This window comes from Rhizobacter sp. AJA081-3 (genome assembly GCF_017795745.1).
GTDB lineage: Bacteria > Pseudomonadota > Gammaproteobacteria > Burkholderiales > Burkholderiaceae_C > Piscinibacter.
In genome coordinates this window covers 1,798,263-1,823,083 of record NZ_CP059067.1, presented here as the reverse complement: position 1 = coordinate 1,823,083, position 24,821 = coordinate 1,798,263, and the positions used below count along the sequence as shown (strand labels likewise).

Here is a 24,821-nt window from a genome sequence, read left to right as displayed (position 1 = left end):
ACAATCGCCAGCGACGGGCCTCCCCGCATGGGAGCGCGCCCAACCGGGTCAGGTGGGGAACCAAGCAGCCCTAAGCGTTGCAACCAGTGCCGGGGGTAAGGCTCGTCACCTTTGCGGATCTGCCGGAAGCCGCCGATTCGCCGGCTCGGCCTCAGGCCGTCGTCTGGGCTCCCGCATGGGCCTTGTCGCGCCACAGCGGTTCACCGGTGTCCTTGATGACGAAGCAGCCCGGCGCAACGGGCCGCAGCGCCCGGCCATCCGCCAGCAGGTAGCGCACGTCGCCGCTGGGTTGCCGCGGATACGGCCTCCAGCGCCACCATGGACGCTCGAGCCAGAGTTCGGACATCGACACCCGGAATGCCATTCCGTTCTCGTCGAAGACCAGAAAGTGCCCCAGCGGGCAGTATTCCTGAGTTGCCATCACGCCTTCCTGAACCGGGTGCTCGGGTGGTCGGGACCACGGATTGACGCCATGGTGCGAGGAAACGGTGAACCGCATGTGTCGGCCTGCGTGGATCGGGGCGAGCCGGCCCGACGCAGGATGACGGTCGCGGCCGCCTGCAGGCCAGTGTCTTCATGCCAGGCGATCCGTTCCGTTCGGCAACGCACACAGCGGTCGGTTCGGCGTGGAAGAGTCGGAGTTCAGCGTGAGATGCGGCCCATCCGCACGAGCGATTCGAGTTCATCAAATATCTCGAATCAACTTTAATTTGTACGTATAACTATTTGTTCTATATTGTTATTGTTCTCAGTACTGGCTCGAAGAGCCACGTGGAGGCCCTGTCCTGCGACTCAGGGCGCCCGGCTCAGCCGATCAGGTGGACTGCCGGAACGCCATCACGGCCTGGTTGCGCAGTGTGCGCAGCAGCGACAGTTCCTTCTCGCCCAGCTCGATGCCGCCGGGCACCGACTTGTCGGCGTAGATCAGCGCGAAAGGGGCACCCTTGAGCGTCAGCGGCAGCAGCAGGAAGGCCGGTGCGCGCACGCCGGCGCGGTACCAGGCCGGCAGGCGCGCCTCGATGTGGGCCACCGTCGCGTCGCTGATCAGCGTGTCGGCTCCCTTGTTGCACACCGCGGAGAACAGGTCGGTGCCGCCTTTTAGCGGTACGCGGAACTGCGCCGCCACCGCATCGGCGCCCTCGCCCAGGCCGAAACGGCCGGTGAGCGTGTCGGTCTTCGGGTCGCGCAGGCAGAACACCACGCGCCGGAAGCCCAGTGCGCGGAACATGGTCTCGAGGATCATGCGCAGCACTTCGTTGAGCTTGAAGTTCTCGACCATCGAGTTCGTGATGTCTGCGATGCCCGAGGCAAGCACTTCGGCGGCGCTCTCGCGCGGCACCTGCGGCACCGGCGCAGCTTCGATGCGCGTCGCCTCGAACGCCGCCACGGTCGCCTGCAGGCTGTGCGGCGACAGCGTGTCGGCATCGGCGGCCTGCTGCGGCGTCACGACGATCGTGGCGAGCAGGCGCCGCGCCGGCGAGCTTGGCGCCACCTGCAGGTTCATGGCCTGCGCCGCCTGCGCCAGGCGCTGCCGGGCGGCATCGGTGGCGGTCTGGATCTCGCGAACGCTCAGGCCGATGCCGCGCGCGTGGCGCTCGGCCACGGACGCCAGGCGCGCCGTCGGGTCGCCGTCGGTGCGCAGCAGCGTGTCGGTCAGTTCGTTGGCGGCGAGCGAAAGCCAGCGCAGCCGCTCGGCCGGTTTCTCGGGCACGCGCGCCGGCGGGTCGCCCTCGGGGCGGCGCATGCAACGCTGCAGGTTCTCGGGCAGGCCCCAGCTCTTCGCGATGCCCAGGCCCAGATCTTCGAAGCTCAGGCCGAGCACGCTGATCGATGCCGCGGTCTCCGCCTGCACCATGGCGGCGTGCGAGGCGCCGTCGCGCTGGCTGCTGGCCACCACGCTGCGGATCTGGCGCGATTCCTCGGGGAAGTAGTACTCGGTCAGCAGCCGGCCGAGATTCTGGAACATCGCGCCGATGAAGGCCTCTTCGCCTTCGCGGCCGACGCGGCACATCTCGCCGGCGAGCGAGCCGGCCATCAGAGCGCGCAGGAACTCTTCCTTGAGCTGGTTGGCGTGGCCCTTGTCCTGCATGTGCTCGAGCAGCACCAGGCTCAAGGCCATGTTGCGGATACCGGCGAAACCGACCAGCGCCACCGCACGCGACACCGTGCTGATGCTGCCACCGCCCGCGTGCGAGTAGTGCGCCGTGTTGACCAGGCGCAGCAGCTTGTTGGTCAGCGCCACGTCCTTGAGGATCTCGGCCGACAGGCTGGCCAGGCTCTCGTGCTCGGAGGTGGCGATGCGCTGGATGCGCGCCACCGAGTCCGACAGCGCCGGGAAGTCGCTCTTGTGGCGCATGCGCCGCAGCAGGAACTCCAGCGTCCCGCTGTTGCCGCCGGCGGCTTCGGCCGAACCGGCCAGCGGCGTCATCCACTGGCGCAGCGCGTCGGCGAAGGCCGCGGCGTTGGCGTAACGTTGTGCCGGGTCGCGGGCGATCGCTCGGCGCAGCACGCTGCGCAGCGTGTCATCCACCGTCGACGGCAGTTCTTCCGGGAGCTTCAGGTCTTCCTGCGCGATGCGCTGCATGGCGCGGTACGGATCACGCTCCTTGACCACCGCTCGGCCGGCGAGCATCTCGATCAGCACCAGGCCGGCTGCGAACACGTCCATTGCCGGCGTCGGGTTCAGGCCCTGGGTGGCCTCGGGCGACATGTAGCCCGGCGTGCCGACGATCAGGCCCTTGGCGGCGCGGTTGGCGTCGTGCAGCCGCGCGGCGATGCCGAAGTCCATCACCCGCGCTCGGCCGCCGCCGTCGACGAGGATGTTCGAGGGTTTCAGGTCGCGGTGCACCACGCCGGCGGCATGCGCCGTCTGCAGCGCGTCGAGCACGCCCAGCATCAGCGCCAGCGACTCGGGCGGCGGCAGGCTGCCGCGCGCCTTCAGGTGTTCGGTCAGCGTGCGGCCGGGCACGTACTCGAAGACGAGGTAGGGCCGGCCATCCTGCACGTCGGCCTCGAACACCGGCACGATGTTCGGGTGCGTGAGCCGGCTGACGCTGCGCGCTTCCTGCAGCCAGTGGGTGATGTCCTGCGGGTCGACGTCGGCACCGGCGGTGATCATCTTCACCGCCACCTCGCGCTCCAGACGCGCATCGAAGCCGAGCCAGACGGTCGCCTGCGCGCCCTTGCCGAGAATGCGGCGCAACTCGAAGCGGCCAAGCCGCTGGGTCTTGTCGATCGCTGCGGCAACACTCATCGGGGCCCGTCCTTCATGCGCCGCTCCGGGCGGCTGGTGCGGCTGGTTCGCCGGTGAACGAAGGGCGTGTGAGCTCCCCCGTGCCGGTACCGTCGCCGTCGAGCGTGCCGCCGCGCTTCATGGCGGGAGCGGCGGTGCCGCTGTTCAGCGCGGCGCGTGCGCCCTGCAGCGCCTCGCGGATCTCGCCCGCGTCCAGTTCGAGCACGCGCGTGTAGCGCTGCGCCACCTGCGCGAGCGCTGCGGCCACGCGCGGGGCCGGCAGCCGCGTCATCGCATCCACCGCCTCGTTGGCCGCACTGGCGGCGGCGCGCAGCATGTCGGCGTCGCTGTCCGGCGTACGCACCGGCTTGCCGGCCGGCAGGCGACGGATCATGTGCTGCACCTCGTCGCCCAGGCCCCAGTGGCGCGCCACGGCGGCGCCGAGCGACTCGATGTCCGTGCCGAGCACCGCGTAGGCCGCCGACTCCTCGCTCATGCCCGGGTGCTCGGGGGCGCCGGGCGGGCCGGGAAGCGGCTGCATCAGGTGGTGGATCTGCTCGGATTCCTCCGGGAAGTGGTACTGCACCAGCAGCCGGCCGAGGTTCTGCAGCACGGCGACCAGGTAGGCGACTTCCGGGTCATAGCCCGGCGGCCGCAGTGCCTGCGCGGCGTGGCCCGCCAGGCGCACGTGGTTCATCAGGCGGCTCAAGGCCGCAGCCCCTTCCTCGTTCATCGGCCCGGGCCAGTGGCGCAGCGACTGCGCAGCGCCGCGCACGCCGTCCACGCCCAGCAGGGCGATGGCGCGGCGCAGCGTCAGCACCGGCCCGTTGCCAGCCACCTGCGTGCCGCGCACCTGCGCCGAGTTGACGGTGCGCAGCAGCTCGAAGCTCAGCGCGATGTCCTGCAGCAACTGCTCGGCGATCTCGTCGGTGCGCTGGCTGTCGGTGATCGACAGCCGCGCCATGCGCCGCGTGATGCCCGGCAGCGCCGGCAGGTGCCCGACGGTGCGCAGGCGGTCGATCAGCAGCGCGATCGGGTCGCCGTTGCCTTGGGCCTCGACCTCGCGCCAGCCTTCGAGCGCGCGCAGCAGCGTGCGAGCGCTGCGGTAGCGCTGGCGCTCCTGTGACGCGGTGCAGCGGTTGGCGATGGCGCGCAGGCCTTCGGGCACCGGTTGCGGTGTCGTCCAGGGCAGGCGCACGAGGTCGCGGCCCTGCGGCGACATGCGATCGATGACTCGGGCCACGTCGGGTTCGTCGAGCACCGGCGCGCCGGCGAGCATCTGGTGCAGCAGCACGCCGCAGGCGAGCACGTCGCGCTGTGCGGCGTCGCGTTGGGCGCGCAGTTCGCCGGGATCCATCGGCATGGCACGCTCGTTGGCGTTGTCGGCCTCGACGGCAGCGGCGGGCAGATCGGCGGCGGCCAGCGCCGCCACCCGCACCTGGCCCTGCGGGCTGACCAGCAGCGTGTGCATCTGCAGGTCGTGATGGGCGACACCTGCTTCGTGCGCGAAGGCCAGGCCCGACAGCGCGTGGCACATCAGCGCGGCGATGTCGATCGGTGCCAGACGCGGCTGGGCGGCCAGCCATTCACCGAGCGTGACGCCCAGCGCGCGGTCGCAGGCCACGTAGGGCCAATGGTCCTGCACGCCAACCTCGACGACATGCGCCAGGTTCGGGTGGTTCAGCCGCGCCGCCTGCTTCATCTCGCGCAGTCGCGACTCGAGCGCCGCGCTGTCGGCCGGTTGCACGCGCGGCAGCGTCAGCATGACCTCCTGGCCCAGGCGCGGATCGAAGGCCAGCCAGGCCATGGTGCCCTGGCTCTTGCCCAGCAGCTGGCGCAGCTCGAAGCGGCCGAAGGCGCGAGTCGGGCTGGAGCGAGGAGCGGCAGTGGCGGGCGTGGCAGGCGTGGCCATCGGGCGTGGCAAGTGAGATGCACCGATTTGAAGCCCAGCCGGGCGTTGCCGAACGCGCGATCAGCGGGCCAAACCCGGCCCATTCGTGCGCTTCGCCACGCCTGCGCTGCAGTTGGCGCGCGGCTCACCGTGTCCGGTCATGCCGATTCGATCAGGCTGCCGTCGCCGGCGATGAAGGCACTGCGCACCTGCGCGCCCGGCTGCGCCGCCTGCACCGCGGCACGGTAGCCAGCCAGTTGGGCGTGGTACTCGGCCAGCTCCTGCGGCCGATGCTGCAGCTTGTAGTCGAGCACCCACCAGGTCGGAATGCCGGCTTCGTCGAGCAGCACCAGGCGGTCGATGCGTTGCACCGCGCCGGCCAGGCTGACCGGCACCTCGTTGCCGGCCCAGACCAGTTGCCCGCGGTCGAAGAAGCGGGCGCATTCGGTGCTGGCGAGGATGCGGCTGGCGATGCGGGTCACCTCGTCCGCCGGTGCGCCGAAGGCGTCGGCCGCCGCCGCGGCGAGCACCGCCAGCTCGCCGCCGCCGCCGGTGTGCCACTCGAGGACACGGTGCACGGCCGAGCCCAGACGTGAGGCGGGGCTGTCGACGGCAGCCGTTGGCGCCGACGGCGCTGCGGCGCTGCCGGACCAGCGCGGCAGCACCTCGACCGACGGCCCGGGCTCCGGCCGGACGTCGCCGCCCTCGCCGATCGCCGAACTCCAGGGCGAGCTCAGGCCCTCAACTCGCGGCCACCAGTTCATCTGAGTCGGGCTGCGATGCCGCGGCTCGGTGGCGCTGAAGACCAGTCGGCGGCGCGCGCGCGTCATCGCCACGTACAGGCCGTTGAGCTCCTCGCGCCGGCGGGCCTGCTGTTCATCGGCCATTGGCCCGGCCAATTCCGGGGGGCAGCGGCTTTCGCTGTAGACGAAGGCGCAGCGGCGCGGTTGCGTGGCCTGCACCGGCCAGTCGACCAGCAGCGTGGCGTTCTCGGAACGCGGTGGCTCGGGGTCGGCGTCCATCACGAACACCACCTCGGCTTCCAGGCCCTTGGCGCCGTGAACGGTGAGCAGCTTGACCGCGTCGCCGAGATCGGGCGCCACGATCGTGATGGCCCGCCGGCGCAGCGCGCGCACGAAGGCATAGGGCGTGGCATAGCGGCCGCCGTCGAGCTCCAGCGCCTGCGCGAGAACGGCGTCCACGCTGGCCAGCGCCACCGCGCGCTGCGCCGCGGGCACGCGGGCGGCGACACGCTCGCGCAGCTCGCCCTGCGAGACGATGCGGTCGAGCAGGTCGTGCGGCGGCAGCTCGCGGCCCGCTGCCTGCCAGACCGGCAGCAGCGTTCGCGCGCGCTGCAACACGACGCTCTCGCCGTCGTACCCGATCAGTGCGGACCACCAGTCGCCCGTGGCGGCGGCGCGCCGGGACAGCTCCAGCAGGTCCGAGTCGCTCGCATCGAACAGCGGGCTGCGCAGCGCACGCGCCAGCGACAAGCGGTGCTGCGGCGAGACCAGCGCGTCGAGCAGCGCCAGCAAATCCAGCGCTTCGGTGGATTCGATCAGCGCGGCATCGTCCACCGCCACGTGCGGCACATGCCTCCGCTGCAGCGCCTGCGCGACCAGGCGCAACGGCGCGCGCTTGCGGCACAGCACCATTACCTGCTCGGGCGCGATGCCACGGGTGATCTCCTGCAGCACGGCGTCGGCGACACGACGGGCCTCCTCCTCGCGCAGCAGTTCCTCGGGCTCGTGGCGCGGCTGCGTGAGGCTGTCGCGCCAGGGCGCGGGCTCGGCCTGCGCACCGCGCGGCGCCGCCGGCGGGCGCGGCACGGGCGGCAGCAGCCACAGGCCCGAAGCCTCGGCCGGCCCGGTCTCGGTGGTGTGTGCGCGGAAGCCCTCGAACTCGCCGCCTTGCTGGGCCGCGCCGAACACCGCGTTGAGCCCGGCCAGCACCTCGGGCGTGTTGCGCCGGGTGTGATCGCATTCGAGCACGCAGCCGCCCAGTGCCTCGACGACGAACTCGCGCACCGCACCGAAGACCTTGGGCTCGGCGCGCCGGAAGCGGTAGATGCTCTGCTTCGGATCGCCGACGACGAAAAGCGCCGGCGCGCGCTGCCCGCTGGCCCCGCCGCCCGCGCCCGCGTAGCCGGCCAGCCAGGCGTGCAGGGCATGCCATTGCAGCGGGCTGGTGTCCTGGAACTCGTCGATCAGCACGTGGCGGATGCGCGCGTCCAGCCGCTCCTGCACCCAGCCCGACAGCGTGGCGTCGCGCAGCAGTGCCAGCGCGCCATGCTCGAGGTCGTTCATGTCGATCAGACCCCGCTCGCGCTTGTAGCCTGCGTAGACGCCGAGCAGCACACGCGACAGCCGCACCATGCGGGCATGCTCGAGGTGCGACTCGTGCTGGTGCTCGCGCTCGGCGATGAACTCCAGGGCGCGCTGCGTGACCTCGAGTCCTTCGACGTCACCGAGCTTGCGCGGCAGATCATCCTTGGTGAAGAGCACCGACCAGACCGCCGCGTAGCGAGGCGGGCCCCCGTCCAGGGCGAGCGCCTGTTCGAGTGCCACGCCGGCATCGCGCGCCTTCTTGCCGCCACGCGCGAGCGCTGCCGCGAGCTGCTTCAGGCCGTCGCGCCAGGCCGCGTTCGACACCTCGGCCTGCGGTGGCGGCGCCCCCTCGGGCACGGCCGGCGCCACGCCGTCTTCGAGCACGCCGGCGCGGTCGGCCAGCTCCAGCTCGACCCGCCGTGCCAGCACGGTGTCCAGCCACTTGGCGGCCTGGCTGCGCCCGCGTTGCGCGACCAGCGTCGCGTGGTCTTCGCGGCGCGCCGGATCGCGCAGCAGCGCCGCGTGGAAGCGGCGCATGACCTCGCTGCGGTGCTCGTCCATGTCCTGCAGCAGTTCACCTTCGGGGTCGATGCCGATCTCATCGAGCAGTTCGTAGGGCGCGGCGCGCAGCAGCTGGGCGAACCAGGCGTGGAAGGTGCGCACTTCGACGGCGCGGCCGGCGTCGAGCACCTGGCGCTGCAGGCCGGCCAGCGTTTCGGCGAGCTGCTCGGCCTGCCCGGCCGGCACGCCGCGCTCGCGCACTTCGCGGGCCCGCTGCGCCGCCGTCATGGCTGGTGAGGCGAAGGCCTGCAACCACTCGTCGAGGCGCTCGCGCATCTCACCGGCGGCCTTGCGCGTGAAGGTGATGGCCAGGATCTCCTGCGGCTGCGCGCCGTCGAGCAGGGCACGCACGATGCGCGAGACCAGCATCCAGGTCTTGCCCGCGCCGGCACAGGCCTCGACGACGACGCTGCGCCGCGGGTCGCAGGCCAGCGCGTAGAAGGCCTCGCGAGGCACCGGGGCGCCGTCGGCGCGGTAAGCGGGCGATCCGTTCATGCGCCCTGCCCGTCCGGCCAATGGTCGCGGCGACACAGGCCGCGCGCTTCGCAGTGTTCGCACGTCGGCTCCTCGCCGAGTGCGGGCAGCGGCGCACCGGCGCGCAGGCGCGCGAACTCGCCGCCGAGCTCGCGCACCATCACCTCGGCACTGTGCCGCACCTCCACATGCGGCACCTCGACGACACGCTCGTCGTCGTCCAGCGCCAGGTAGCAGGCCTGCAAGGGGCTCTCGGTTTCGGCCGACAGCAGTGCCGCGTAGAACGCGAGCTGCGTGTCCTCCAGCGGCTCGCGCACCTGGCGCTTCAGCTTGTCGGCCTTCACCGTCTTGTAGTCGATCAGCTGCACGGCCGAGCCGTGCTCGACGCGATCGATGCGGTCGATCACGCCCTGCAGTTCGACGCCCTGCAGCGCCTCGGGCCGGCTGCGGCAGTCGCGCTCGCCGTCCTGCCAGCGCGCGCCAGCCGCGTCGCGTGCGTGCAGCCAGGCCACGTAGCGCACCGCGACGCCGTCGAAGGCAGCGGCGAAGGGCAGGAACTCGTCGTCGGCCAGGCCCATCGCGGCCTGCACCACCCGCGCCAGCTCGTGCAGGCGCTCGCGCTCGGCCTGCACCGTGCCCGGCGCCTCGCGCGTGAGGTGGAAGCGGTGCAGCACTTCGTGAAGCCAGGTGCCGTAGTCGCGCTTCTCGATCTCGGCTTCGAGTTCGTCGTCCTCGCGCAGCCCGAGCACATGCCGCGAGAAGAATCGATACGGGCAGTCGCGCAGTGCCTGCACGGCGCTGGCCGACACGCGCCCGGGGAGTTGTCCACCAGCCACCGGCAGCGGCCAGGCCACCGGTGCCGCTTCGAGATCGACATGAACCCGCGGATCCGCCCAGTCCGCCAAAGCGCGGCCCTGCGCGGACAGGTCGAGCGCCAGCCGCTGCAGCAGCGAGCTGTCGGCCAGCGGCTCGCCGTTGGCATCGACATGGCGCCGCAGGAACGTCACCCGGTTCAGCGCAAGCGCATGCTGGAAGGCCAGCGTCTCGCGCTGCAGGCGCTCGACCCGCGCGGCCAGGCCGAGGGCCAGCTGCTCGGCATCGGACAGCAAGGGATGCGTCGCCGCGCTCGCGCCCAGATGGCGATCGTCGGAGCCGGGGCACACCACCGCGCCGAAGGGCCGCAGCATCGCCCGCGCCAAGGGGGTGACGAACACCTGCGCCGTTCCCGGTCCGGCGGGCATGAAGCTGGATCGCTCCAGCACCTCGTCGACCCAGGCGGTGAAGCCGTCGAGCGCCATGGGCGAGGCATCGGCCGCTTCGCGCCAGGCGGCGTCGGCATCGGCCACGGCATGCAGACGCAGGGCCGACAGCACGGCCCGGCCCGCTTCGTCGCCCTCGAGCAGTGGCCAGGCGCCACAGCCCTGCAGCGCTTCGCGCAGTCGGTTCAGCCAGGCAGCCACACCGGGGCGCGCGGCGCGCAGCCGTTCGAGCTCGGCGCGCACGGCTGCCCAGTAGGACGCGAGGTCCGCGTCGAGATCGAGCCGGTCGAGGGCTTCGATGCGAGACAGCGCTCGCCTGCGGCACAGGCGCTCGAGTTGCTGCAATCGCAGCGCGGCGTCGTCGCGGCCGGGCCAGCCCGGCAAGGTCTTCAACCAGTCGAACAACGCGTCGGTGCCGGCACGCGCCGGCGCGGCGCGCAACAACGCCATCACCTGCGCGGCTGCACGCGTGGTCGACAGCGCCCAGCCCGTTTCGTCGGCCAAGGGCACGCGCTGGCGCTCAAGCAAGGCGCGCACGCGGCGCACGAGTTGCCGGTCCTGCCCGATGAGCGCGATCGGTACTTCACCACGCTCGAGGTGCAGCAACACCTGAGCGGCGGCGCACTGCGCCTCGTGTTCGAAGCCGCCGCAACGCGCGAGGCGCGGCGGCTCGGAGGCAACGACCTGCATCGACGGCGCAGCGTCGGCATCGACGATGAGGCAGGGCGCGTCGAGCGGTGCCGCGTGCATCAGCGACTGCACCAGCGGATCGGGCCCGCCGGCCTGCAGGGCGACCCAGGCGGCAGGTCGCTCATCGAACAGGCGATCGGTGGCCGGCGCTGAACTCTGCGCCGCCCACTCGAGCGCCACCCGCGCCAGCCAGCGCTGCTGGCTGCCGGGCCCTGTGGCTGGCGACAGCAACTCGCGCGCCGCCGCCCAGTACGCATCACGATCCGAAGGGGCGACGGAGAAAGCGGCCTGCGCGAGGTCGTGCGCGGTCTGCGTCAGCGCCGCGACGGCACGATCGAAATGCCGCGGGTCGCTGCGCGCCCAGGCCATGGACGCCCCCTGCGAGCGGATCAGCCGAGCCGCATTGAGGCGGTCTGCCGCCACGTCGAAGGCCAGTTGCATGGCCTGCAGGGACGCGGCGGGGCCCAGCGCGGCGGCCAGAGTCTGCGTCGTCTCGATGCGCGGCTGCCAGCCGCCGATGCGCCCGAAGGCCTGGCGCGCCAGCGGCAGCAACTGCGCGAACGGCAGAAGCAACACCACGTCGCGCAGGCTGAGCTGCTGCGGGGCAGCCCAATCGGTCACCTGGCGCGCCAGCGCGTCCCAGGCCGATGAGCCGTGAGGGCCGCTGACCTGGACTTCAAGAGGGAGTCGCGCTATGGCGGCCATAGGAAAGGACCACGGTCCCCACGGAAACAGTAGACAGGGCTTTATGTCAGAATGATTGTGCCTTGCCACCCCATCAGCGTGGTGCCTGCAGAAGGACATTCCATGAGCAGCGATCTGATCAAACACACCTCCGATGCCTCGTTCGACAACGACGTCCTGAAGTCCGACAAGCCCGTGCTGGTCGACTACTGGGCCGAGTGGTGCGGGCCCTGCAAGATGATCGCCCCCATCCTCGACGAAGTGTCGAAGGACTACGACGGCCGCCTGCAGATCGCCAAGATGAACGTCGACGAGAACCGCGATGTGCCGGCGAAGTTCGGCATCCGCGGCATCCCGACCCTGATGCTTTTCAAGGACGGCCAGCTGGCCGCCACCAAGGTCGGAGCGTTGTCAAAAGCGCAATTGACGGCCTTCCTCGACGGTCATCTATAATTTCCTGAATCGCAGCGCAGCCCGGATCCACGAGTCGCCGGGCCGCGCCGCAGGAAATCAAGCCACCACGCCAAGAACTGGCGCCCTGACACCGGGGGCGACGGTTCGCGCCAGATCCGGCAGCGCGTGGATTCGGCCCCTACCCCCGCGTTCCTGACAGTTCCGAGACGCAGGTTCATGCCGCCGGCCATCCGGGCCGGTGTCGTGGTAGGCCGAGACTCCGGTCGACATGCCGTTGGCGCGGCGGTCGACAACTCACCCCAGGGTGTCCCCCCATGCATCTGTCCGAACTGAAAGCGCTCCACGTCTCCGAGCTCATCACGATGGGCGAGGCGCTCGAGATCGAGAACGTCGCCCGCATGCGCAAGCAGGAGCTGATGTTCGCGATCATGAAGAAGCGCGCCAAGGGAGGCGAGCAGGTCTTCGGCGACGGCGTGCTGGAGGTGCTGCCCGACGGCTTCGGCTTCCTGCGCTCGCCCGACGCGAGCTACATGGCGTCCACCGACGACATCTACCTGAGCCCGAGCCAGATCCGCCGCTTCAACCTGCACACGGGCGATGCCGTCGAAGGCGAAGTCAGGGTTCCGAAGGACGGGGAGCGCTACTTCGCGCTCGTCAAGGTCGACCGTGTCAACGGCCTGACGCCCGAGGAGAGCAAGCACAAGATCATGTTCGAGAACTTGACGCCGCTGTTCCCGAAGGAACAGTTCAAGCTCGAACGCGAGATCAAGTCGGAAGAGAACATCACCGGGCGGATCATCGACCTGATCGCGCCCATCGGCAAAGGCCAACGCGCCCTGCTCGTCGCCCAGCCCAAGACCGGCAAGACGGTGATGATGCAGCACATCGCCCACGCGATCGTGGCCAACCACCCGGACGTCTACCTCATCGTGCTGCTCGTCGACGAGCGCCCCGAGGAAGTGACCGAGATGGTGCGCACGGTGCGCGGCGAGGTCATCAGCTCCACCTTCGACGAACCGGCCGCGCGCCACGTGCAGGTGGCCGAGATGGTCATCGAGCGCGCCAAGCGCCTGGTCGAGCTGAAGAAGGACGTGGTGATCCTGCTCGACTCGATCACCCGCCTGGCCCGCGCCTACAACAACGTGCTGCCGTCGTCGGGCAAGGTGCTGACCGGCGGCGTCGACGCCAACGCGCTGCAGCGCCCGAAGCGCTTCTTCGGCGCCGCGCGCAATGTCGAGGAAGGCGGCTCGTTGACCATCATCGGCACCGCGCTGATCGACACCGGCTCGCGCATGGACGAAGTGATCTACGAGGAGTTCAAGGGCACCGGCAACTGCGAGATCCACCTGGATCGCCGCATGGCCGAGAAGCGTGTCTACCCGTCGATCCTGATCAACAAGTCGGGCACGCGTCGCGAAGAGCTGCTGCTCAAGCCGGAAATCCTGCAGAAGACCTGGATCCTGCGCAAGTTGCTCTACCCGATGGACGAGATCGAGGCGATGGAGTTCATCCTCGACAAGATGAAGTCCACGAAGAACAACCTCGACTTCTTCGACATGATGCGTCGAGGCGGGTAAGTTATACTTCGCGGTTTTCCAGCGTCGGAAAGTGCGTCGAAAGGTTCGACGTGGCTGCCGAGTCACCAGCGCAGAGGCAAGGCATGAAAGAAGGCATTCACCCCAACTACCGCGAAGTCTGCTTCGTGGACCTTTCCAACGGCTTCAAGTTCGTCACGCGCTCGTGCGCGCAGACCAAGGAAACCGTGAAGATGGACGACGGCCGCGAGCTGCCGCTGTTCAAGCTGGAATCGACCAGCGAATCGCATCCGTTCTACACCGGCACGCAGAAGAGCGTGGACTCGCTGGGCGGCCGCGTCGAGAAGTTCCGCAACAAGTTCGCGCACCTGAAGAAGTGATTTCTTCGCGCGCTTGAACTCCAAGGCAGCTTCGGCTGCCGTCGTGTTGAAAGGCAGCTTCGGCTGCCTTCGTGTTGAAAGGCAGCTTCGGCTGCCTTCGTGTTGAAAGGCAGCTTCGGCTGCCTTTTTGTTGTCCGGCGCCGACTTGCTGCATGATTCGCTGCCCCTGAACGCCGCCTCGCATTGAACTCGCCCACCCCTGCCCTGGTCACCCAGCGCGCCGCCCAGCGGCTGCCGAGGCTGGCCCTGCTGCTCTTCTGCGCCGCCTACGTGCTGCCGGGCGTGTTCGGCCGGGATCCCTGGAAGAACGCCGACGTCACTGCCTTCGGCCACATGGCCAGCATCGCCGGCGGCCAGTCCGGCTGGCTGTCGCCGTCGATCGCCGGGCTGCCCGGTGACGTCGCGCTCGTGCCGTATTGGCTGGGTGCCGCCTTCATCCGCCTGCTCGGCGGCCTGCTCGAGCCGTCGGTGGCCGCGCGCATCCCGTTCGCGCTGCTGCTCGTGCTGGTTCTGGTGCTGACCTGGTATGCGACCTATCACCTGGCGCGCACCGAGGCGGCCCAGCCGCTGCCTTTCGCCTTCGGGGGCGAGGCTGCGCCCGTCGACTATGCGCGCGCCATCGCCGATGGGGCCTTGCTGGCCGTCATGGCCACGCTCGGCCTGCTGCAGCTCGGCCATGAGACCACGCCGGAGCTGGTTCAGCTGGCGGGCGCCACGCTGTTCCTCTATGCGCTCGCCGCAGCACCATTCCGCAAGGGGCGCTCGCGGCTGGCTGCGCTGATCGCGCTGCCGGTGATGGCAGCCAGCGGCGCACCAGCCATCGCGACCGTGCTCGCGGTGACAGGCACGGCCATATGCTTGCGCTCCACCTATTCCCAGGTGCGCGACGCCGCCTGGTGGGTGGCCGGCGCGGGCGTGCTGGCGGCGGCCTGCGCAACGCTGCTCCAGGCCTGGGGCTGGCGTGTGACGTCGGTCGAATCGCTCCAGCCGCTGGGTCTGTTGCGCCAGCTTGCCTGGTTCACCTGGCCCGCCTGGCCGCTGGCCATGTGGACGCTGTGGCGCTGGCGTGGCCACATGTTGCACCGTCATATCTCGGTGCCGCTGGGCTGCGCGCTCCCGGCGCTGCTGGCTGGCCTGGCGATGGGCGGGTCCGACCGCGCATTGATGCTCGCCCTGCCGGCCCTGGCCGTGCTGGCCGCCTTCGCCTTGCCGACGCTGCAGCGCAGTACCGCCGCGGCGATCGACTGGTTCTCGGTGTTCTTCTTCAGCATCTGCGCTCTGGCCATCTGGGTCATCTACGCGGCGATGCAGACCGGCTTCCCAGCCAAGCCGGCCGCCAACGTCGCACGCCTGGCGCCAGAGTTCAGACCGGCCTTCTCATTGCTCGCGCTGGCGATCGCGCTGCTGGGCACCCTGGCCTGGATGTGGCTGGTGCGCTGGCGCACCGGCCGTCACCGCCATCCATTGTGGAAGAGCCTGGTCCTGCCCGCCGGCGGCGTGGCCGTGTGCTGGCTGCTGCTGATGACGCTGTGGCTGCCCTTGCTGGACCATGCACGCAGCTATCGGCCGCTGCTCGGCCGCATCGCCGAGCACGTGCCGCGAACGGCCTGCGTTGCCGCGCCGCAATTGCCGCGCGCGCTGCTGGCGGCGCTCGAATCGATGGGCGGCTACCGCGTCGATGCGGTCACGCCGGCCGAGCTGTCACCCTGCGACTACCTGCTCGCCTCGCAAACACCGAAGCTGCCTGCCACGTCGTACCCGGGCTGGCAGCTGCTGGCCCGCGTCGAGCGGCCGACTGACCGACAGGACCTCACGGCGATCTACCGCCGCACCGCCGCGGCCCGCTGACCCGACTCAAGCAGCCTCGACTGCTATGCGCACGCGTGCGGCCGGAAAGACCAGCCTGAATCGCGAACCCTTGCCCGGCTCGCTCTGGATGTCGAGTTCCGCACCATGCCGCTGCACCACATGCTTGACGATCGACAGGCCGAGCCCGGTGCCGCCGGTGTCGCGTGAGCGGCTGCCGTCGACGCGGTAGAAGCGTTCAGTCAGCCGAGGGATGTGCTCCCGCTCGATGCCCACGCCGGTGTCGCTCACAGCCAGCTCGCCACTGCCGTCGGGCAGTTCCTGCCAGGTCACGTCGATGCGGCCTCCCTCCGGCGTGTAGCGCACCGCATTGCTGACGAGGTTGTTGACGGCGCTGTGCAGTTCCGAGTTCGAGCCCGCGATCTGAACGCCCGATCCGCCGCTGACCGTCAATATGTGCCGCCCGGCCGACAGGGCGCGGGCATCGGCTTCCACCTGCGCCAGCAGCGGCGCCAGCGGCACCCAGCGGTCTGCCGCGGGCCTGGGGCTGCCTTCGAGCTGCGCCAGGGTCAGCAGGTCGCTGACCAGCGTCTGCATGCGCTGCGTCTGCTGCGTCATCAGCTCCAGCACGCGCTTGCGTTCCACCTCGGTCAGTTGCAGGTGGGTCATGGTCTCGATGAACCCGGCCAGCACCGTCAGCGGCGTGCGGATTTCGTGCGACACATTGGCGACGAAGTCGCGGCGCATGGCTTCGTTGCGTTCGCGATCGGTGATGTCCTGCGACAGGACGAGCCTCATCCCTTCGCCATAGGGGCGCAACAACACCGACAGCACTCCGTTCCCCCTGGGGGTCGGAAAGTTGACCGCCTCGCTATGAACCTGCGCTTGCAGGTAGGCGACGAAGGCAGGTGCGCGGACGAGATTGGTCACGCGCTGGCGCCGATCGCGCACCGGGTCCAGTCCGAAGTGGTCGGCCGCGACCGAGTTGCACCAGACGATCTGGTCGTTCTCGTCGAGCATGAGGACGCCATTCGGTGAGGCCTCGATGGCGGAGAGGAACTGCTCCAGTCGAAGGCGCTCCTGCGCCAGCCCCTGCTCGCGCAGCCGGATCGAGCGCTCGACCCGGTAGCCCAGTTCTCCCCAGAAGCCGGCGTCTCGAGGTGCCTGCTGATCCTGGCTGCCACGCAACCAGTTGATCAGCCGGTAGCCGCGCAGCGTGTCGAGGAAGGCGACGATCGCCACGCCGGCGCCGCCGCCCACGAGCACGCGCCACAGAAGGGTCTGCTCGGCATTCGAGACAACGAAGCCGATCACGCCCCCTGCCAGCATCGCCAGCACGCCAGCCAGCAGACGCGGGAGCAGCCAGTTCATCGTGGGATCCGCGAATTCACGCCTGCGACGCCACCACCTGCTGTGTCAGCCGGTAGCCGGCACCCCGCACTGTCTCGACCATTTGGGCGCATTGCCCGGGCGACAGCGCCTCGCGCAGGCGCTTCACGTGCACGTCGACCGTTCGCTCCTCGATGAAGACATGATCGCCCCAAACCCGATCGAGCAGTTGCGCCCGGCTGTGCACGCGCTCGGGGTGCGTCATGAAGAAGTGCAGCAGGCGAAACTCGGTCGGCCCCAGCTTGAGCTCGACGTCGCCGCGCGACACCCGCCGAGTCGATGGATCGAGCCTCAGGCCACCCAATTCCACCGCGGCGTCCAGCGCCTCCGGCGCCTTGCGCCGAAGCACCGCGCGAATGCGCGCCATCAGTTCGTTCGTCGAGAACGGCTTGGCCAGGTAATCGTCGGCCCCTGCATCCAGGCCGGCCACCTTGTCGGTCTCGTCGGCCCGAGCCGTCAGCATGATGATCGGCAGCTCGCGCGTACGCGCGTCACCGCGCCAGCGCCGCGCCAGCGACAGGCCCGATTGACCAGGCAGCATCCAGTCCAGCAGCACGAGGTCGGGCAACACGCCATCCACCGCCGCCTGCGCCTGCTCGGCGCTGGCCGCAAGCGTCACCTCGTAACCCGCATGCCGCAGGTTCAGAGAAATCAGCTCGGCGATCGCCGACTCGTCTTCGACCACCAGCACGCGGCTCATGCCTTGCTCCTCATCGGACGATCGATTCGACGTTCTCGAGCGTATTGTGGCGAACGTCGGTGCCCTTGACGATGTAGATGATCTGCTCGGCCAGGTTCTTGGCGTGGTCGCCGATTCGTTCGATCGCCTTCGCGACGAAGACCAGGTCGATCGACGCCGAGATGGTGCGCGGATCTTCCATCATGTAGGTGATGAGCTGGCGCATCAGGCCGTCGAACTCGCGGTCGATCTGGTTGTCATCCTTGATGACTTCCAGCGCCTTTACCGCGTCGAGCCGCGCGAAGGCGTCGAGCGCTTTGCGCAACGAGGCGATGGCTAGGCTGGCCTCGAAGGAGACGTCGACCACCGGCAGCCGCATGCGGCTGGATACGCCCGAGTTGATCAGACGCTGCACGGTGCGGCCGATGCGCGCTGCCTCGTCGCCCACGCGCTCCAGATTACCGATCGTCTTGGAGATGGCAATCAACAGGCGCAGGTCGCGTGCCGTCGGCTGGCGACGGGCGATGATGGTGGAGAGGTCGCGGTCGATCTCGATCTCCAGCTGGTTGACTCGTTCTTCGCCCTGAAGGACCTGGGAGGCCGTCTCGCTGCTGAAGTTGACCAGCGCGTAGATGGCTTGCGCCACTTGCGATTCCGCGAGCCCCCCCATCTCGAGCACGCGGGTGGAGATGGCGCTCAGCTCGGCGTCGAACTGCGTGGAAAGGTGTTTTTCGGTCATGGCTCGTTCTCGCTGGTCAGCCGAAGCGGCCGGTGATGTAGTCCTCGGTGTCCTTCTTCTTCGGTTTCATGAAGAGCTCGGACGTCGGCCCGAATTCGATCAGGTCGCCGAGGTACATGTAGGCGGTGTAGTCCGAACAGCGCGCAGCCTGCTGCATGTTGTGGGTCACGATGGCCACGGTGTAGTCGGCCTTCAACTCGGTGATCAGTTCCTCGATCTTGCCGGTGGAGATCGGGTCCAGCGCAGAACAGGGTTCGTCGAGCAGCAGCACCTCGGGCTTGATCGCCACACCGCGAGCGATGCAAAGGCGCTGCTGCTGCCCGCCCGACAGGCCCGAGCCGCTCTGGCCCAGCTTGTCCTTGACCTCGGTCCACAGCGCCGCCTTCTTCAGCGCCCATTCGACACGTTCATCCATCTCCGCACGTGGCAGTGTCTCGAACAACTTCACCCCGAAGGCGATGTTGTCGTAGATGGACATCGGGAACGGCGTCGGCTTCTGGAACACCATGCCGATCTTGGCGCGGATCAGGCTGACGTCGTGCTTCGACTCGAGGATGTTCTCGCCATCCACGAGGATCTGCCCTTCGGCACGTTGCTCCGGATAGAGCTCGAACATCCGGTTGAAGGTTCGCAACAGCGTGCTCTTGCCGCAGCCCGACGGCCCGATGAACGCCGTGACCTTGCGCTCCGGGATGTCGAGGTTGATGTGCTTCAGGGCATGGAAGGCGCCATAGTAGAAGTTCAGATCTCGTACCGAGAGCTTGATCTTCTCGCCCACCGGGAGGTCGACTCGGGTGTCCATGTTCTGGGATTCCTAGTTCAGGATTTGTTGCGGAACAGCACGCGAGCCAGGATGTTCAGCATGAGCACGCCGAAGGTGATCAGGAACACGCCCGCCCACGCCAGCTTCTGCCAGTTTTCGTAGGGGCTCATCGCGAACTTGAAGATCGTCACCGGCAGACTGGCCATCGGCTGCCTCAGGTCGCTCGTCCAGAACTGATTCGACAGCGCGGTGAACAGCAGCGGCGCGGTTTCGCCGGCGATGCGTGCCAGGGCCAGCAGAATGCCCGTGATGACGCCGGCACGCGCCGCCTTCAGCGTGATCGAAGAGATGACTTTCCACTTCGGCGTGCCCAGCGCATACGCCGCCTCCCGCAGTGCATTGGGAATCAGGCTGAGCATGTTCTCGGTCGTCCGGATCACCACGGGAATGACGATCAGCGCAAGCGCCAGGACACCAGCGAAGCCCGAGAAACTCTTCATTGGAGCGACCACTGCAGCGTAGATGAACAGTCCGATCACGATCGAAGGGGCCGAGAGCAGGATGTCGTTGATGAAGCGCGTGATGCTGCCGAGCCATCCCTTCTGCCCATACTCGCCGAGGTAGATGCCGGCGAGGATCCCGATGGGCGTGCCGAGCAACGTGGCCAGCGTGACCATCGCCAGCGAACCAAAGATCGCATTGGCAAGGCCGCCTGTCTCGGCCTGTGGCGGGGGCGTCATTTCGGTGAACAAAGCGAGCGACATGCCGCCCAGACCGAGGCGGACCGTCTCGATCAGGATCCAGATCAGCCAGAACAAGCCGAAGGACATGGCCACCAGGGCCAGCACGAGCGCGATCGCGTTCACGCGTTTGCGGGCAGCGTGCATGCTGAGCCGCTTGGCCTGGTACTGCGCGGCCTGGTCATTGACGATGCTGCTCATGTCCGGCTCCCCTCGCCCTTCTTCAACTGCGTCAGCAACAGCTTCGACAGCGACAGCACGACGAAGGTAATGAAGAACAGCACCAGCCCCAGGTAGATCAACGATGCCTGGTGCAACCCTTCCCCGGCCTCCGCGAACTCATTGGCAAGCGCCGACGTGATGCTGTTGGCCGCCTCGAACAACGACAGGGATTCCAGTTGGTTGAAGTTCCCGATGACGAAGGTGACAGCCATCGTCTCGCCCAGTGCGCGACCGAGCCCCAGCATGATGCCCCCCACGACGCCTGTCTTGGTGTACGGCAACACGACGCGATAGACCACTTCCCACGTCGTGGCGCCGAGCGCATACGACGATTCCTTGAGCATGGGCGGGGTGACCTCGAAGACGTCGCGCATCACCGCGGCGATGAACGGGATCACCATGATCGCCAGGATGATGCCCGCAGACAGCAGGCCGATGCCCACAGGCGCGCCGCTGAACAGCGCCCCAAGTACCGGAACATCGCCGAAGGCAGACTGCAGGGGCTGCTGCACGTACTTCGACAGGATGGGGCTGAACACCAGCAAACCCCACATGCCGTAGACGATGGAAGGCACCGCTGCGAGAAGTTCGATCGCCGTGCCGAGCGGGCGCTTCAACCAGGACGGCGACAACTCGGTGAGGAACAAGGCGATTCCGAAGCTGACGGGAACCGCGATCAGCAGCGCGATGAACGATGTCATCAGCGTGCCGTAGATCATCACCAGCCCGCCGTACTTGTTTTGAACGGGGTCCCACTCGCTGCGCCAGAGGAAGCTCAGCCCGTACTCGCGAATCGCGGGCCATGCGCCAATGACGAGCGAGAGAATGATGCCGGCCAGAAGGACGAGCGTCACCACGGCGGCGCCGTGGGCCAGCACCGAGAAGAGAGTGTCAGCCCAGGGAGAAGCTCGCCTCTGAGCCGGCGGCCGCCCCTGCGAGTGCGATCGATCCATCTTCTGCTCGTCGGGGAATGGTTTTGCGGGCAGTGTAGCGGCCACGTCGAGTCCTCCGTGTCAAACAACGGCGGGGTGAGCCCAATGAAGGACTCCACCCCGCGCCGTGCCGAGCCGAGCAAGCCAATGCTCAAGCCCGACATGTCGCCGATCTACTTGTAGGCAATCACCTTGCCGGAGGCGTCCTTGATGTTGTCGGCCCACTGCTTGCGAACCAGTGCCTTGACTGCGTCGGGCAGCGGCACGTACTCGAGTTCGGCCGCCATCTGGTCACCGCTGTTGTAAGCCCAGTCGAAGAACTTCAGCGCACTCGCGGCGTTCTGCGGCTTCTCCTGGCTCTTGTACATGAGAATGAAGGTGGCACCGCTGATCGGCCAGGTTTCCTTGCCCGGCTGCTCGGTGAGGATCTGGTAGAAGCTCTTGGACCACTCCGCGCCGGCAGCAGCCGCCTTGAAGTTCGCATCGTCCGGCGCCGCGAAGTTCCCGTCCTTGTTCTTGAGCATCACGTAGGTCATCTTGTTCTGCTTGACGTACGCATACTCGACATAGCCGATCGAGTTGGGCAAGCGCTGCACGAAAGCCGCCACGCCCTCATTGCCCTTGCCGCCCGCGCCGGTGGGCCAGTTCACGGCCGTACCTTCGCCCACCTTCGCTTGCCACTCGCTGTTGACCTTGGACAGGTAGTTCGTGAAGATGAACGTCGTTCCCGATCCGTCGGCGCGGCGCACCACGGAGATGGCAGCGTCGGGCAGAGGTACGCCTGGATTCAGCGCCGCCAGGGCCGCATCGTTCCACTTCGTGATCTTGGCGAGGTAGATGTCACCGAGCACCTGCCCGGTCAGCTTGATCTGCCCCGGCGCGATGCCCTTGATGTTGACCACCGGCACCACGCCACCGATCACCGTCGGAAACTGGACCAGGCCGTCCTTGGCCAGTTCGTCGTCCTTCAGCGGCATGTCGCTCGCTCCGAAATCGACGGTCTTGGACTTGATTTGCTTGATGCCCGCGCCCGAGCCCACCGACTGATAGTTGATTCTTGCGCCCGTGGCCTTGTTGTAGGCATCCGCCCATTTCGCGTAGATCGGTGCCGGGAAGGTCGCGCCGGCGCCCGTGATGTCCTGCGCCATGGCTCCTGCAGTAGAGAGAATCAGCGTGGCGGCCAGCGCCGTGCCGCGGAAGATCGATGAAGTCATGAACAGCCTTTCGTGAAGGGTTTCCTCAGGGATACCCGGCACTCTAGGGTGGGAATGTGACATTGCCATGACATCGAATGGGTCGCGACCCCGGGGTGACCGGGCGTCACGTCGCGGTCACGGCTTCGTCACAAAGCATGGATAGCCTCCCGTCCGTTCCTCCCAAGACACGACCTGACAGGAGTTCGTCCCATGTTCCGTTCTCTCGCCCCGCTGGCCGTTGCGCTGGCCTTCCTGGCCGGCTGCGCTACGACCGCTGCACCCACCAACGTCGCCGACACCGCTTCCCGTACGCCGCAGTTGAGCACGCTGAGCAAGCTGATCGCCGATGCCGGCCTGACCGAGACCCTGCGCGGCGCTGGCCCCTACACGGTTTTCGCTCCCAGCGATGACGCTTTCAAGGCAGTACCGGCGAAGACGATGGCCGAGCTGGCAGCGAACAAGGACCTGCTCAAGTCGGTTCTCAGCTATCACGTGGTCGCCGGCAAGATCGTGTCGGCGGACGTGAAGAACGCCAGCACCAAGACTGTTCAAGGTGCCAACGTAGCCCTGGCGAAGTCGGGAACCTTCGTCACCGTAGAAGACGCCATGGTCACCCAGGCCGACGTGCCGGCCAGCAACGGCGTCGTGCACGTCATCGACCGCGTGCTGATGCCGCCGAAGAAGTAGGTCAGCCGCGCGCCGCGTCGGACAACTGTTCGGCGCAGCGCCTGGCCACGGCGGCGTCGCGTGCCTCGACCATCACGCGCAGCACCGGCTCGGTGCCGGATGCACGGATCAGGATGCGCCCGTCGCCGCCGAGCTCGCGCGTCACGCGCTCCTGCATGGCTGCCAGCGAGGCGTTCTTCTTCCAGTCGCTGCCCTCGGCCAGACGCACGTTGATCAAGGTCTGCGGGAACAGCGTGACCCCGTGCAGCAGTTCGGCCAGCGATTGGCCGCTGCGCCGCACCGCCTGCAGGATCTGCAGCGCACTCACGATGCCGTCACCGGTGGTGTGCTTGTCCAGCGCGAGCAGGTGGCCCGAGCCCTCGCCGCCGAGCTGCCAGCCGCGTGCGGCCAGTTCCTCGAGGATGTAGCGGTCTCCGACCTTCGCGCGCACGAAGTCGATGCCGCGCTCCTTCAGCGCCACCTCGACCGCCATGTTGGTCATCAATGTGCCCACGGCGCCCGGCACGCTCTGCGCTTGCGCCAGTCGGTCGGCCACCATCACGAAAAGCAGCTCGTCGCCGTTGTACAGGCGCCCGGCGGCATCGACCAGCTGCAGCCGGTCGGCATCGCCGTCGAGCGCTACGCCGTAGTCGGCATGGTGTTCCTTGACGGCCGCCACCAAGGCGGCCGGTGCGGTGGCGCCGAAACCGGCATTGATGTTCAGCCCGTCGGGGCTGCAGCCGATCTCGATCACCTCGGCGCCGAGTTCGTGGAACACGTTCGGCGCCACGCGCGAGGCTGCGCCATGCGCCGCATCGACGACGATCTTCAGGCCCTTGAGCGACAGGTCGTTGCTGAAGGTGCTCTTGCAGAACTCGATGTAGCGGCCGCGGGCGTCTTCCAGCTTGCGCACCTTGCCCAGGCGAGCGGAGTCGACCCACTGCGCCGGCTTCTCGAGCTCGGACTCGACCTGCTGCTCCCAGGCATCGGGCAGCTTCTCGCCGCGCGCCGAGAAGAACTTGATTCCGTTGTCCTCGAAGGGGTTGTGCGAAGCGCTGATCACCACGCCCAGGCTCAGGCGCAGCGCCCGGGTCATGTAGGCCACGCCAGGCGTGGGCAGCGGGCCGGTCATCAGCACATCAACGCCAGCCGAGGTGAACCCGGCCTCCAGCGCCGACTCGATCATGTAGCCCGAGATGCGCGTGTCCTTGCCGATCAGCACCGTCGGGCGGGTCTCGCTGGCCCGCAACACGCGGCCTACGGCATGGCCGATGCGAAGCATGAAGTCGGCGGTGATCGCGCCCTGGCCGACCGTGCCGCGGATGCCGTCGGTGCCGAAGTAGTTTCTGCTCATGTCAATCCTCCGGCGGCGATTCTGTCAGCCGCCCAGTCCTGCGCCATCCCACACCTTCAGGGCGTCGACCGTGGCCGCGACATCGTGCACACGAACGACGCGCGCCCCCAGTTGCACCGAAGCCAGCGCCGCCGCGACGCTGGCCGCCAGCCGCTCGCCGACCGGCCGGCCGGTCAGCGTGCCCAGCGTGGATTTGCGCGACCATCCCAGCAGCAGCGGCCGGCCCAGCGCCAGCAACTCGCGCTGGCGGCGCAGCAACTCGAGGTTGTGCGCCACGCTCTTGCCGAAGCCGATACCCGGGTCGAACACGATGCGCTCAAGCCCCACGCCCCGCCGCAGCAGCACTGCGGCGCGCTCGTGCAGGAAGTCCGACACCTCGGCCACCACGTCGTCGTAGGCTGGTCGGCTCTGCATCGTGGCCGGGTCGCCATGCATGTGCATCAGGCAGACGCCGCATTGCGGGTGGGCCGCCACCGCCTCGAGCGCACCAGGCAGGCGCAGCGCGTTGATGTCGTTGACGATGTCGGCACCGAGGTCGAGCACGCGCTGCATCACCTCGGGCTTCACGGTGTCCACCGACAGCGGCACGCCGAACTGCAAAGCGCCCTGGATCACCGGCAGCACCCGCGAGAGTTCCTGCGCCAGCGGCACCGGCGCCGCGCCGGGGCGGCTCGACTCGCCGCCGATATCGAGGATATCGGCGCCCTCGGCCAGCAGTTGCTCGCAATGCGCCAGTGCCGTCGACGTGTCGCCGTGGCGGCCGCCGTCGGAAAACGAGTCCGGCGTGACGTTGACGATGCCCATCACGCGCGGGCGCGCGAGGTCGATCCTGAAGCGGGTGGTCTGCCAGAACATCGTTGCGGAGCGGGTCTGAAAACACGAACGGGG

Annotated in this window: 19 protein-coding genes and 1 other RNA gene; 6 read left to right on the top strand and 14 right to left on the bottom strand. The window is 68.4% G+C overall.

Features of this window, described 5'->3' with window-relative positions; genetic code table 11:
* Positions 1-12: 12 nt before the first annotated feature.
* An RNA gene (gene ffs, locus HZ992_RS08640) (signal recognition particle sRNA small type) lies at positions 13-110 on the top strand.
* Positions 111-151: 41 nt separating this feature from the next.
* On the opposite strand, the gene HZ992_RS08635 is transcribed toward ffs, so the two are convergent.
* The 5 genes from HZ992_RS08635 to HZ992_RS08615 all read right to left on the bottom strand — a co-directional run bounded on the left by HZ992_RS08635 (position 152) and on the right by HZ992_RS08615 (position 11,055).
* Entirely contained in the window at positions 152-499 is a 348-nt protein-coding gene (locus tag HZ992_RS08635; protein ID WP_209386255.1) for a hypothetical protein, read from the bottom strand.
* A 315-nt stretch (positions 500-814) separates the two neighbouring features.
* Positions 815-3,253 carry a serine/threonine protein kinase gene (locus HZ992_RS08630; RefSeq protein ID WP_209386254.1) on the bottom strand — a complete coding sequence of 813 codons (2,439 nt, stop codon included), beginning with the start codon at positions 3,251-3,253 and terminating at the stop codon, positions 815-817.
* Positions 3,254-3,266: 13 nt separating this feature from the next.
* On the bottom strand, positions 3,267-5,144 hold the full coding sequence (locus tag HZ992_RS08625) for a serine/threonine protein kinase (RefSeq protein ID WP_209386253.1): 1,878 nt from the start codon (positions 5,142-5,144) through the stop codon (positions 3,267-3,269).
* Between the two features lie 137 nt (positions 5,145-5,281).
* On the bottom strand, positions 5,282-8,506 hold the full coding sequence (locus HZ992_RS08620) for a UvrD-helicase domain-containing protein (protein WP_209386252.1): 3,225 nt from the start codon (positions 8,504-8,506) through the stop codon (positions 5,282-5,284).
* Positions 8,503-11,055, bottom strand: coding sequence for a PD-(D/E)XK nuclease family protein (locus HZ992_RS08615; protein WP_209386251.1), 2,553 nt, complete (start codon positions 11,053-11,055; stop codon positions 8,503-8,505). Before HZ992_RS08615 ends, HZ992_RS08620 begins: the two co-directional genes overlap by 4 nt.
* A 186-nt stretch (positions 11,056-11,241) precedes the next feature.
* Between HZ992_RS08615 and trxA the strand changes: the two genes are divergently transcribed.
* The 4 genes from trxA to HZ992_RS08595 all read left to right on the top strand — a co-directional run bounded on the left by trxA (position 11,242) and on the right by HZ992_RS08595 (position 15,295).
* Positions 11,242-11,571 (top strand): thioredoxin TrxA, encoded by a 330-nt coding sequence (gene trxA, locus HZ992_RS08610; RefSeq protein ID WP_209386250.1) that lies wholly within the window; start codon positions 11,242-11,244, stop codon positions 11,569-11,571.
* 275 nt (positions 11,572-11,846) lie between these two features.
* Positions 11,847-13,109 carry a transcription termination factor Rho gene (gene rho, locus HZ992_RS08605; RefSeq protein WP_209386249.1) on the top strand — a complete coding sequence of 421 codons (1,263 nt, stop codon included), beginning with the start codon at positions 11,847-11,849 and terminating at the stop codon, positions 13,107-13,109.
* Between the two features lie 83 nt (positions 13,110-13,192).
* The gene (locus tag HZ992_RS08600) at positions 13,193-13,447 is read left to right on the top strand and encodes a type B 50S ribosomal protein L31 (RefSeq protein WP_209386248.1); all 255 of its coding nucleotides are present in this window, start codon (positions 13,193-13,195) and stop codon (positions 13,445-13,447) included.
* A gap of 183 nt (positions 13,448-13,630) precedes the next feature.
* Positions 13,631-15,295 (top strand): hypothetical protein, encoded by a 1,665-nt coding sequence (locus HZ992_RS08595; RefSeq protein ID WP_209386247.1) that lies wholly within the window; start codon positions 13,631-13,633, stop codon positions 15,293-15,295.
* A 6-nt stretch (positions 15,296-15,301) separates the two neighbouring features.
* Here HZ992_RS08595 and phoR read toward each other — a convergent pair whose 3' ends face one another.
* The 7 genes from phoR to pstS all read right to left on the bottom strand — a co-directional run bounded on the left by phoR (position 15,302) and on the right by pstS (position 21,931).
* Complete coding sequence (gene phoR / locus HZ992_RS08590) at positions 15,302-16,624, bottom strand: phosphate regulon sensor histidine kinase PhoR (RefSeq protein ID WP_209386246.1); 1,323 nt, start codon at positions 16,622-16,624, stop codon at positions 15,302-15,304.
* A gap of 16 nt (positions 16,625-16,640) precedes the next feature.
* Positions 16,641-17,342, bottom strand: a complete 702-nt coding sequence (phoB, locus tag HZ992_RS08585) for a phosphate regulon transcriptional regulator PhoB (protein WP_209386245.1) — start codon at positions 17,340-17,342, stop codon at positions 16,641-16,643.
* Positions 17,343-17,352: 10 nt separating this feature from the next.
* Positions 17,353-18,060 (bottom strand): phosphate signaling complex protein PhoU, encoded by a 708-nt coding sequence (gene phoU / locus HZ992_RS08580; protein ID WP_209386244.1) that lies wholly within the window; start codon positions 18,058-18,060, stop codon positions 17,353-17,355.
* Positions 18,061-18,076: 16 nt separating this feature from the next.
* Positions 18,077-18,862: a phosphate ABC transporter ATP-binding protein PstB gene (gene pstB / locus HZ992_RS08575; RefSeq protein ID WP_209386243.1), complete on the bottom strand. Its 786-nt coding sequence runs from the start codon at positions 18,860-18,862 to the stop codon at positions 18,077-18,079.
* A 17-nt stretch (positions 18,863-18,879) separates the two neighbouring features.
* Positions 18,880-19,764: a phosphate ABC transporter permease PstA gene (pstA, locus tag HZ992_RS08570; protein WP_209386242.1), complete on the bottom strand. Its 885-nt coding sequence runs from the start codon at positions 19,762-19,764 to the stop codon at positions 18,880-18,882.
* Entirely contained in the window at positions 19,761-20,738 is a 978-nt protein-coding gene (pstC, locus tag HZ992_RS08565; protein WP_209387093.1) for a phosphate ABC transporter permease PstC, read from the bottom strand. The genes pstA and pstC overlap by 4 nt, the downstream gene beginning before the upstream one ends.
* 152 nt (positions 20,739-20,890) lie before the next feature.
* Positions 20,891-21,931 (bottom strand): phosphate ABC transporter substrate-binding protein PstS, encoded by a 1,041-nt coding sequence (pstS, locus tag HZ992_RS08560; protein ID WP_209387092.1) that lies wholly within the window; start codon positions 21,929-21,931, stop codon positions 20,891-20,893.
* A gap of 192 nt (positions 21,932-22,123) precedes the next feature.
* Here pstS and HZ992_RS08555 point away from each other — a divergent pair, with 192 nt between their 5' ends.
* Positions 22,124-22,600: a fasciclin domain-containing protein gene (locus tag HZ992_RS08555; protein ID WP_209386241.1), complete on the top strand. Its 477-nt coding sequence runs from the start codon at positions 22,124-22,126 to the stop codon at positions 22,598-22,600.
* Between the two features lies 1 nt (position 22,601).
* Here HZ992_RS08555 and glmM read toward each other — a convergent pair whose 3' ends face one another.
* The gene (gene glmM, locus HZ992_RS08550) at positions 22,602-23,933 is read right to left on the bottom strand and encodes a phosphoglucosamine mutase (protein WP_209386240.1); all 1,332 of its coding nucleotides are present in this window, start codon (positions 23,931-23,933) and stop codon (positions 22,602-22,604) included.
* Between the two features lie 24 nt (positions 23,934-23,957).
* A complete protein-coding gene (gene folP, locus HZ992_RS08545) occupies positions 23,958-24,788 on the bottom strand; it encodes a dihydropteroate synthase (protein ID WP_209386239.1) in 831 nt (276 codons plus the stop codon).
* Positions 24,789-24,821: the final 33 nt, after the last annotated feature.

Excerpts from the sequence above, each read along its gene's own strand:
- pstA (WP_209386242.1), bottom strand. The coding sequence starts at position 19,764 with ATGAGCAGCATCGTCAATGACCAGGCCGCGCAGTACCAGGCCAAGCGG.
- phoB (WP_209386245.1), bottom strand. The coding sequence starts at position 17,342 with ATGAGCCGCGTGCTGGTGGTCGAAGACGAGTCGGCGATCGCCGAGCTG.
- trxA (WP_209386250.1), top strand. The coding sequence starts at position 11,242 with ATGAGCAGCGATCTGATCAAACACACCTCCGATGCCTCGTTCGACAAC.
- pstS (WP_209387092.1), bottom strand. The coding sequence starts at position 21,931 with ATGACTTCATCGATCTTCCGCGGCACGGCGCTGGCCGCCACGCTGATT.
- pstC (WP_209387093.1), bottom strand. The coding sequence starts at position 20,738 with ATGGATCGATCGCACTCGCAGGGGCGGCCGCCGGCTCAGAGGCGAGCT.
- HZ992_RS08600 (WP_209386248.1), top strand. The coding sequence starts at position 13,193 with ATGAAAGAAGGCATTCACCCCAACTACCGCGAAGTCTGCTTCGTGGAC.
- phoU (WP_209386244.1), bottom strand. The coding sequence starts at position 18,060 with ATGACCGAAAAACACCTTTCCACGCAGTTCGACGCCGAGCTGAGCGCC.
- rho (WP_209386249.1), top strand. The coding sequence starts at position 11,847 with ATGCATCTGTCCGAACTGAAAGCGCTCCACGTCTCCGAGCTCATCACG.
- HZ992_RS08630 (WP_209386254.1), bottom strand. The coding sequence starts at position 3,253 with ATGAGTGTTGCCGCAGCGATCGACAAGACCCAGCGGCTTGGCCGCTTC.
- pstB (WP_209386243.1), bottom strand. The coding sequence starts at position 18,862 with ATGGACACCCGAGTCGACCTCCCGGTGGGCGAGAAGATCAAGCTCTCG.
- HZ992_RS08635 (WP_209386255.1), bottom strand. The coding sequence starts at position 499 with ATGCGGTTCACCGTTTCCTCGCACCATGGCGTCAATCCGTGGTCCCGA.
- HZ992_RS08620 (WP_209386252.1), bottom strand. The coding sequence starts at position 8,506 with ATGAACGGATCGCCCGCTTACCGCGCCGACGGCGCCCCGGTGCCTCGC.
- folP (WP_209386239.1), bottom strand. The coding sequence starts at position 24,788 with ATGTTCTGGCAGACCACCCGCTTCAGGATCGACCTCGCGCGCCCGCGC.
- phoR (WP_209386246.1), bottom strand. The coding sequence starts at position 16,624 with ATGAACTGGCTGCTCCCGCGTCTGCTGGCTGGCGTGCTGGCGATGCTG.
- HZ992_RS08625 (WP_209386253.1), bottom strand. The coding sequence starts at position 5,144 with ATGGCCACGCCTGCCACGCCCGCCACTGCCGCTCCTCGCTCCAGCCCG.
- glmM (WP_209386240.1), bottom strand. The coding sequence starts at position 23,933 with ATGAGCAGAAACTACTTCGGCACCGACGGCATCCGCGGCACGGTCGGC.
- HZ992_RS08555 (WP_209386241.1), top strand. The coding sequence starts at position 22,124 with ATGTTCCGTTCTCTCGCCCCGCTGGCCGTTGCGCTGGCCTTCCTGGCC.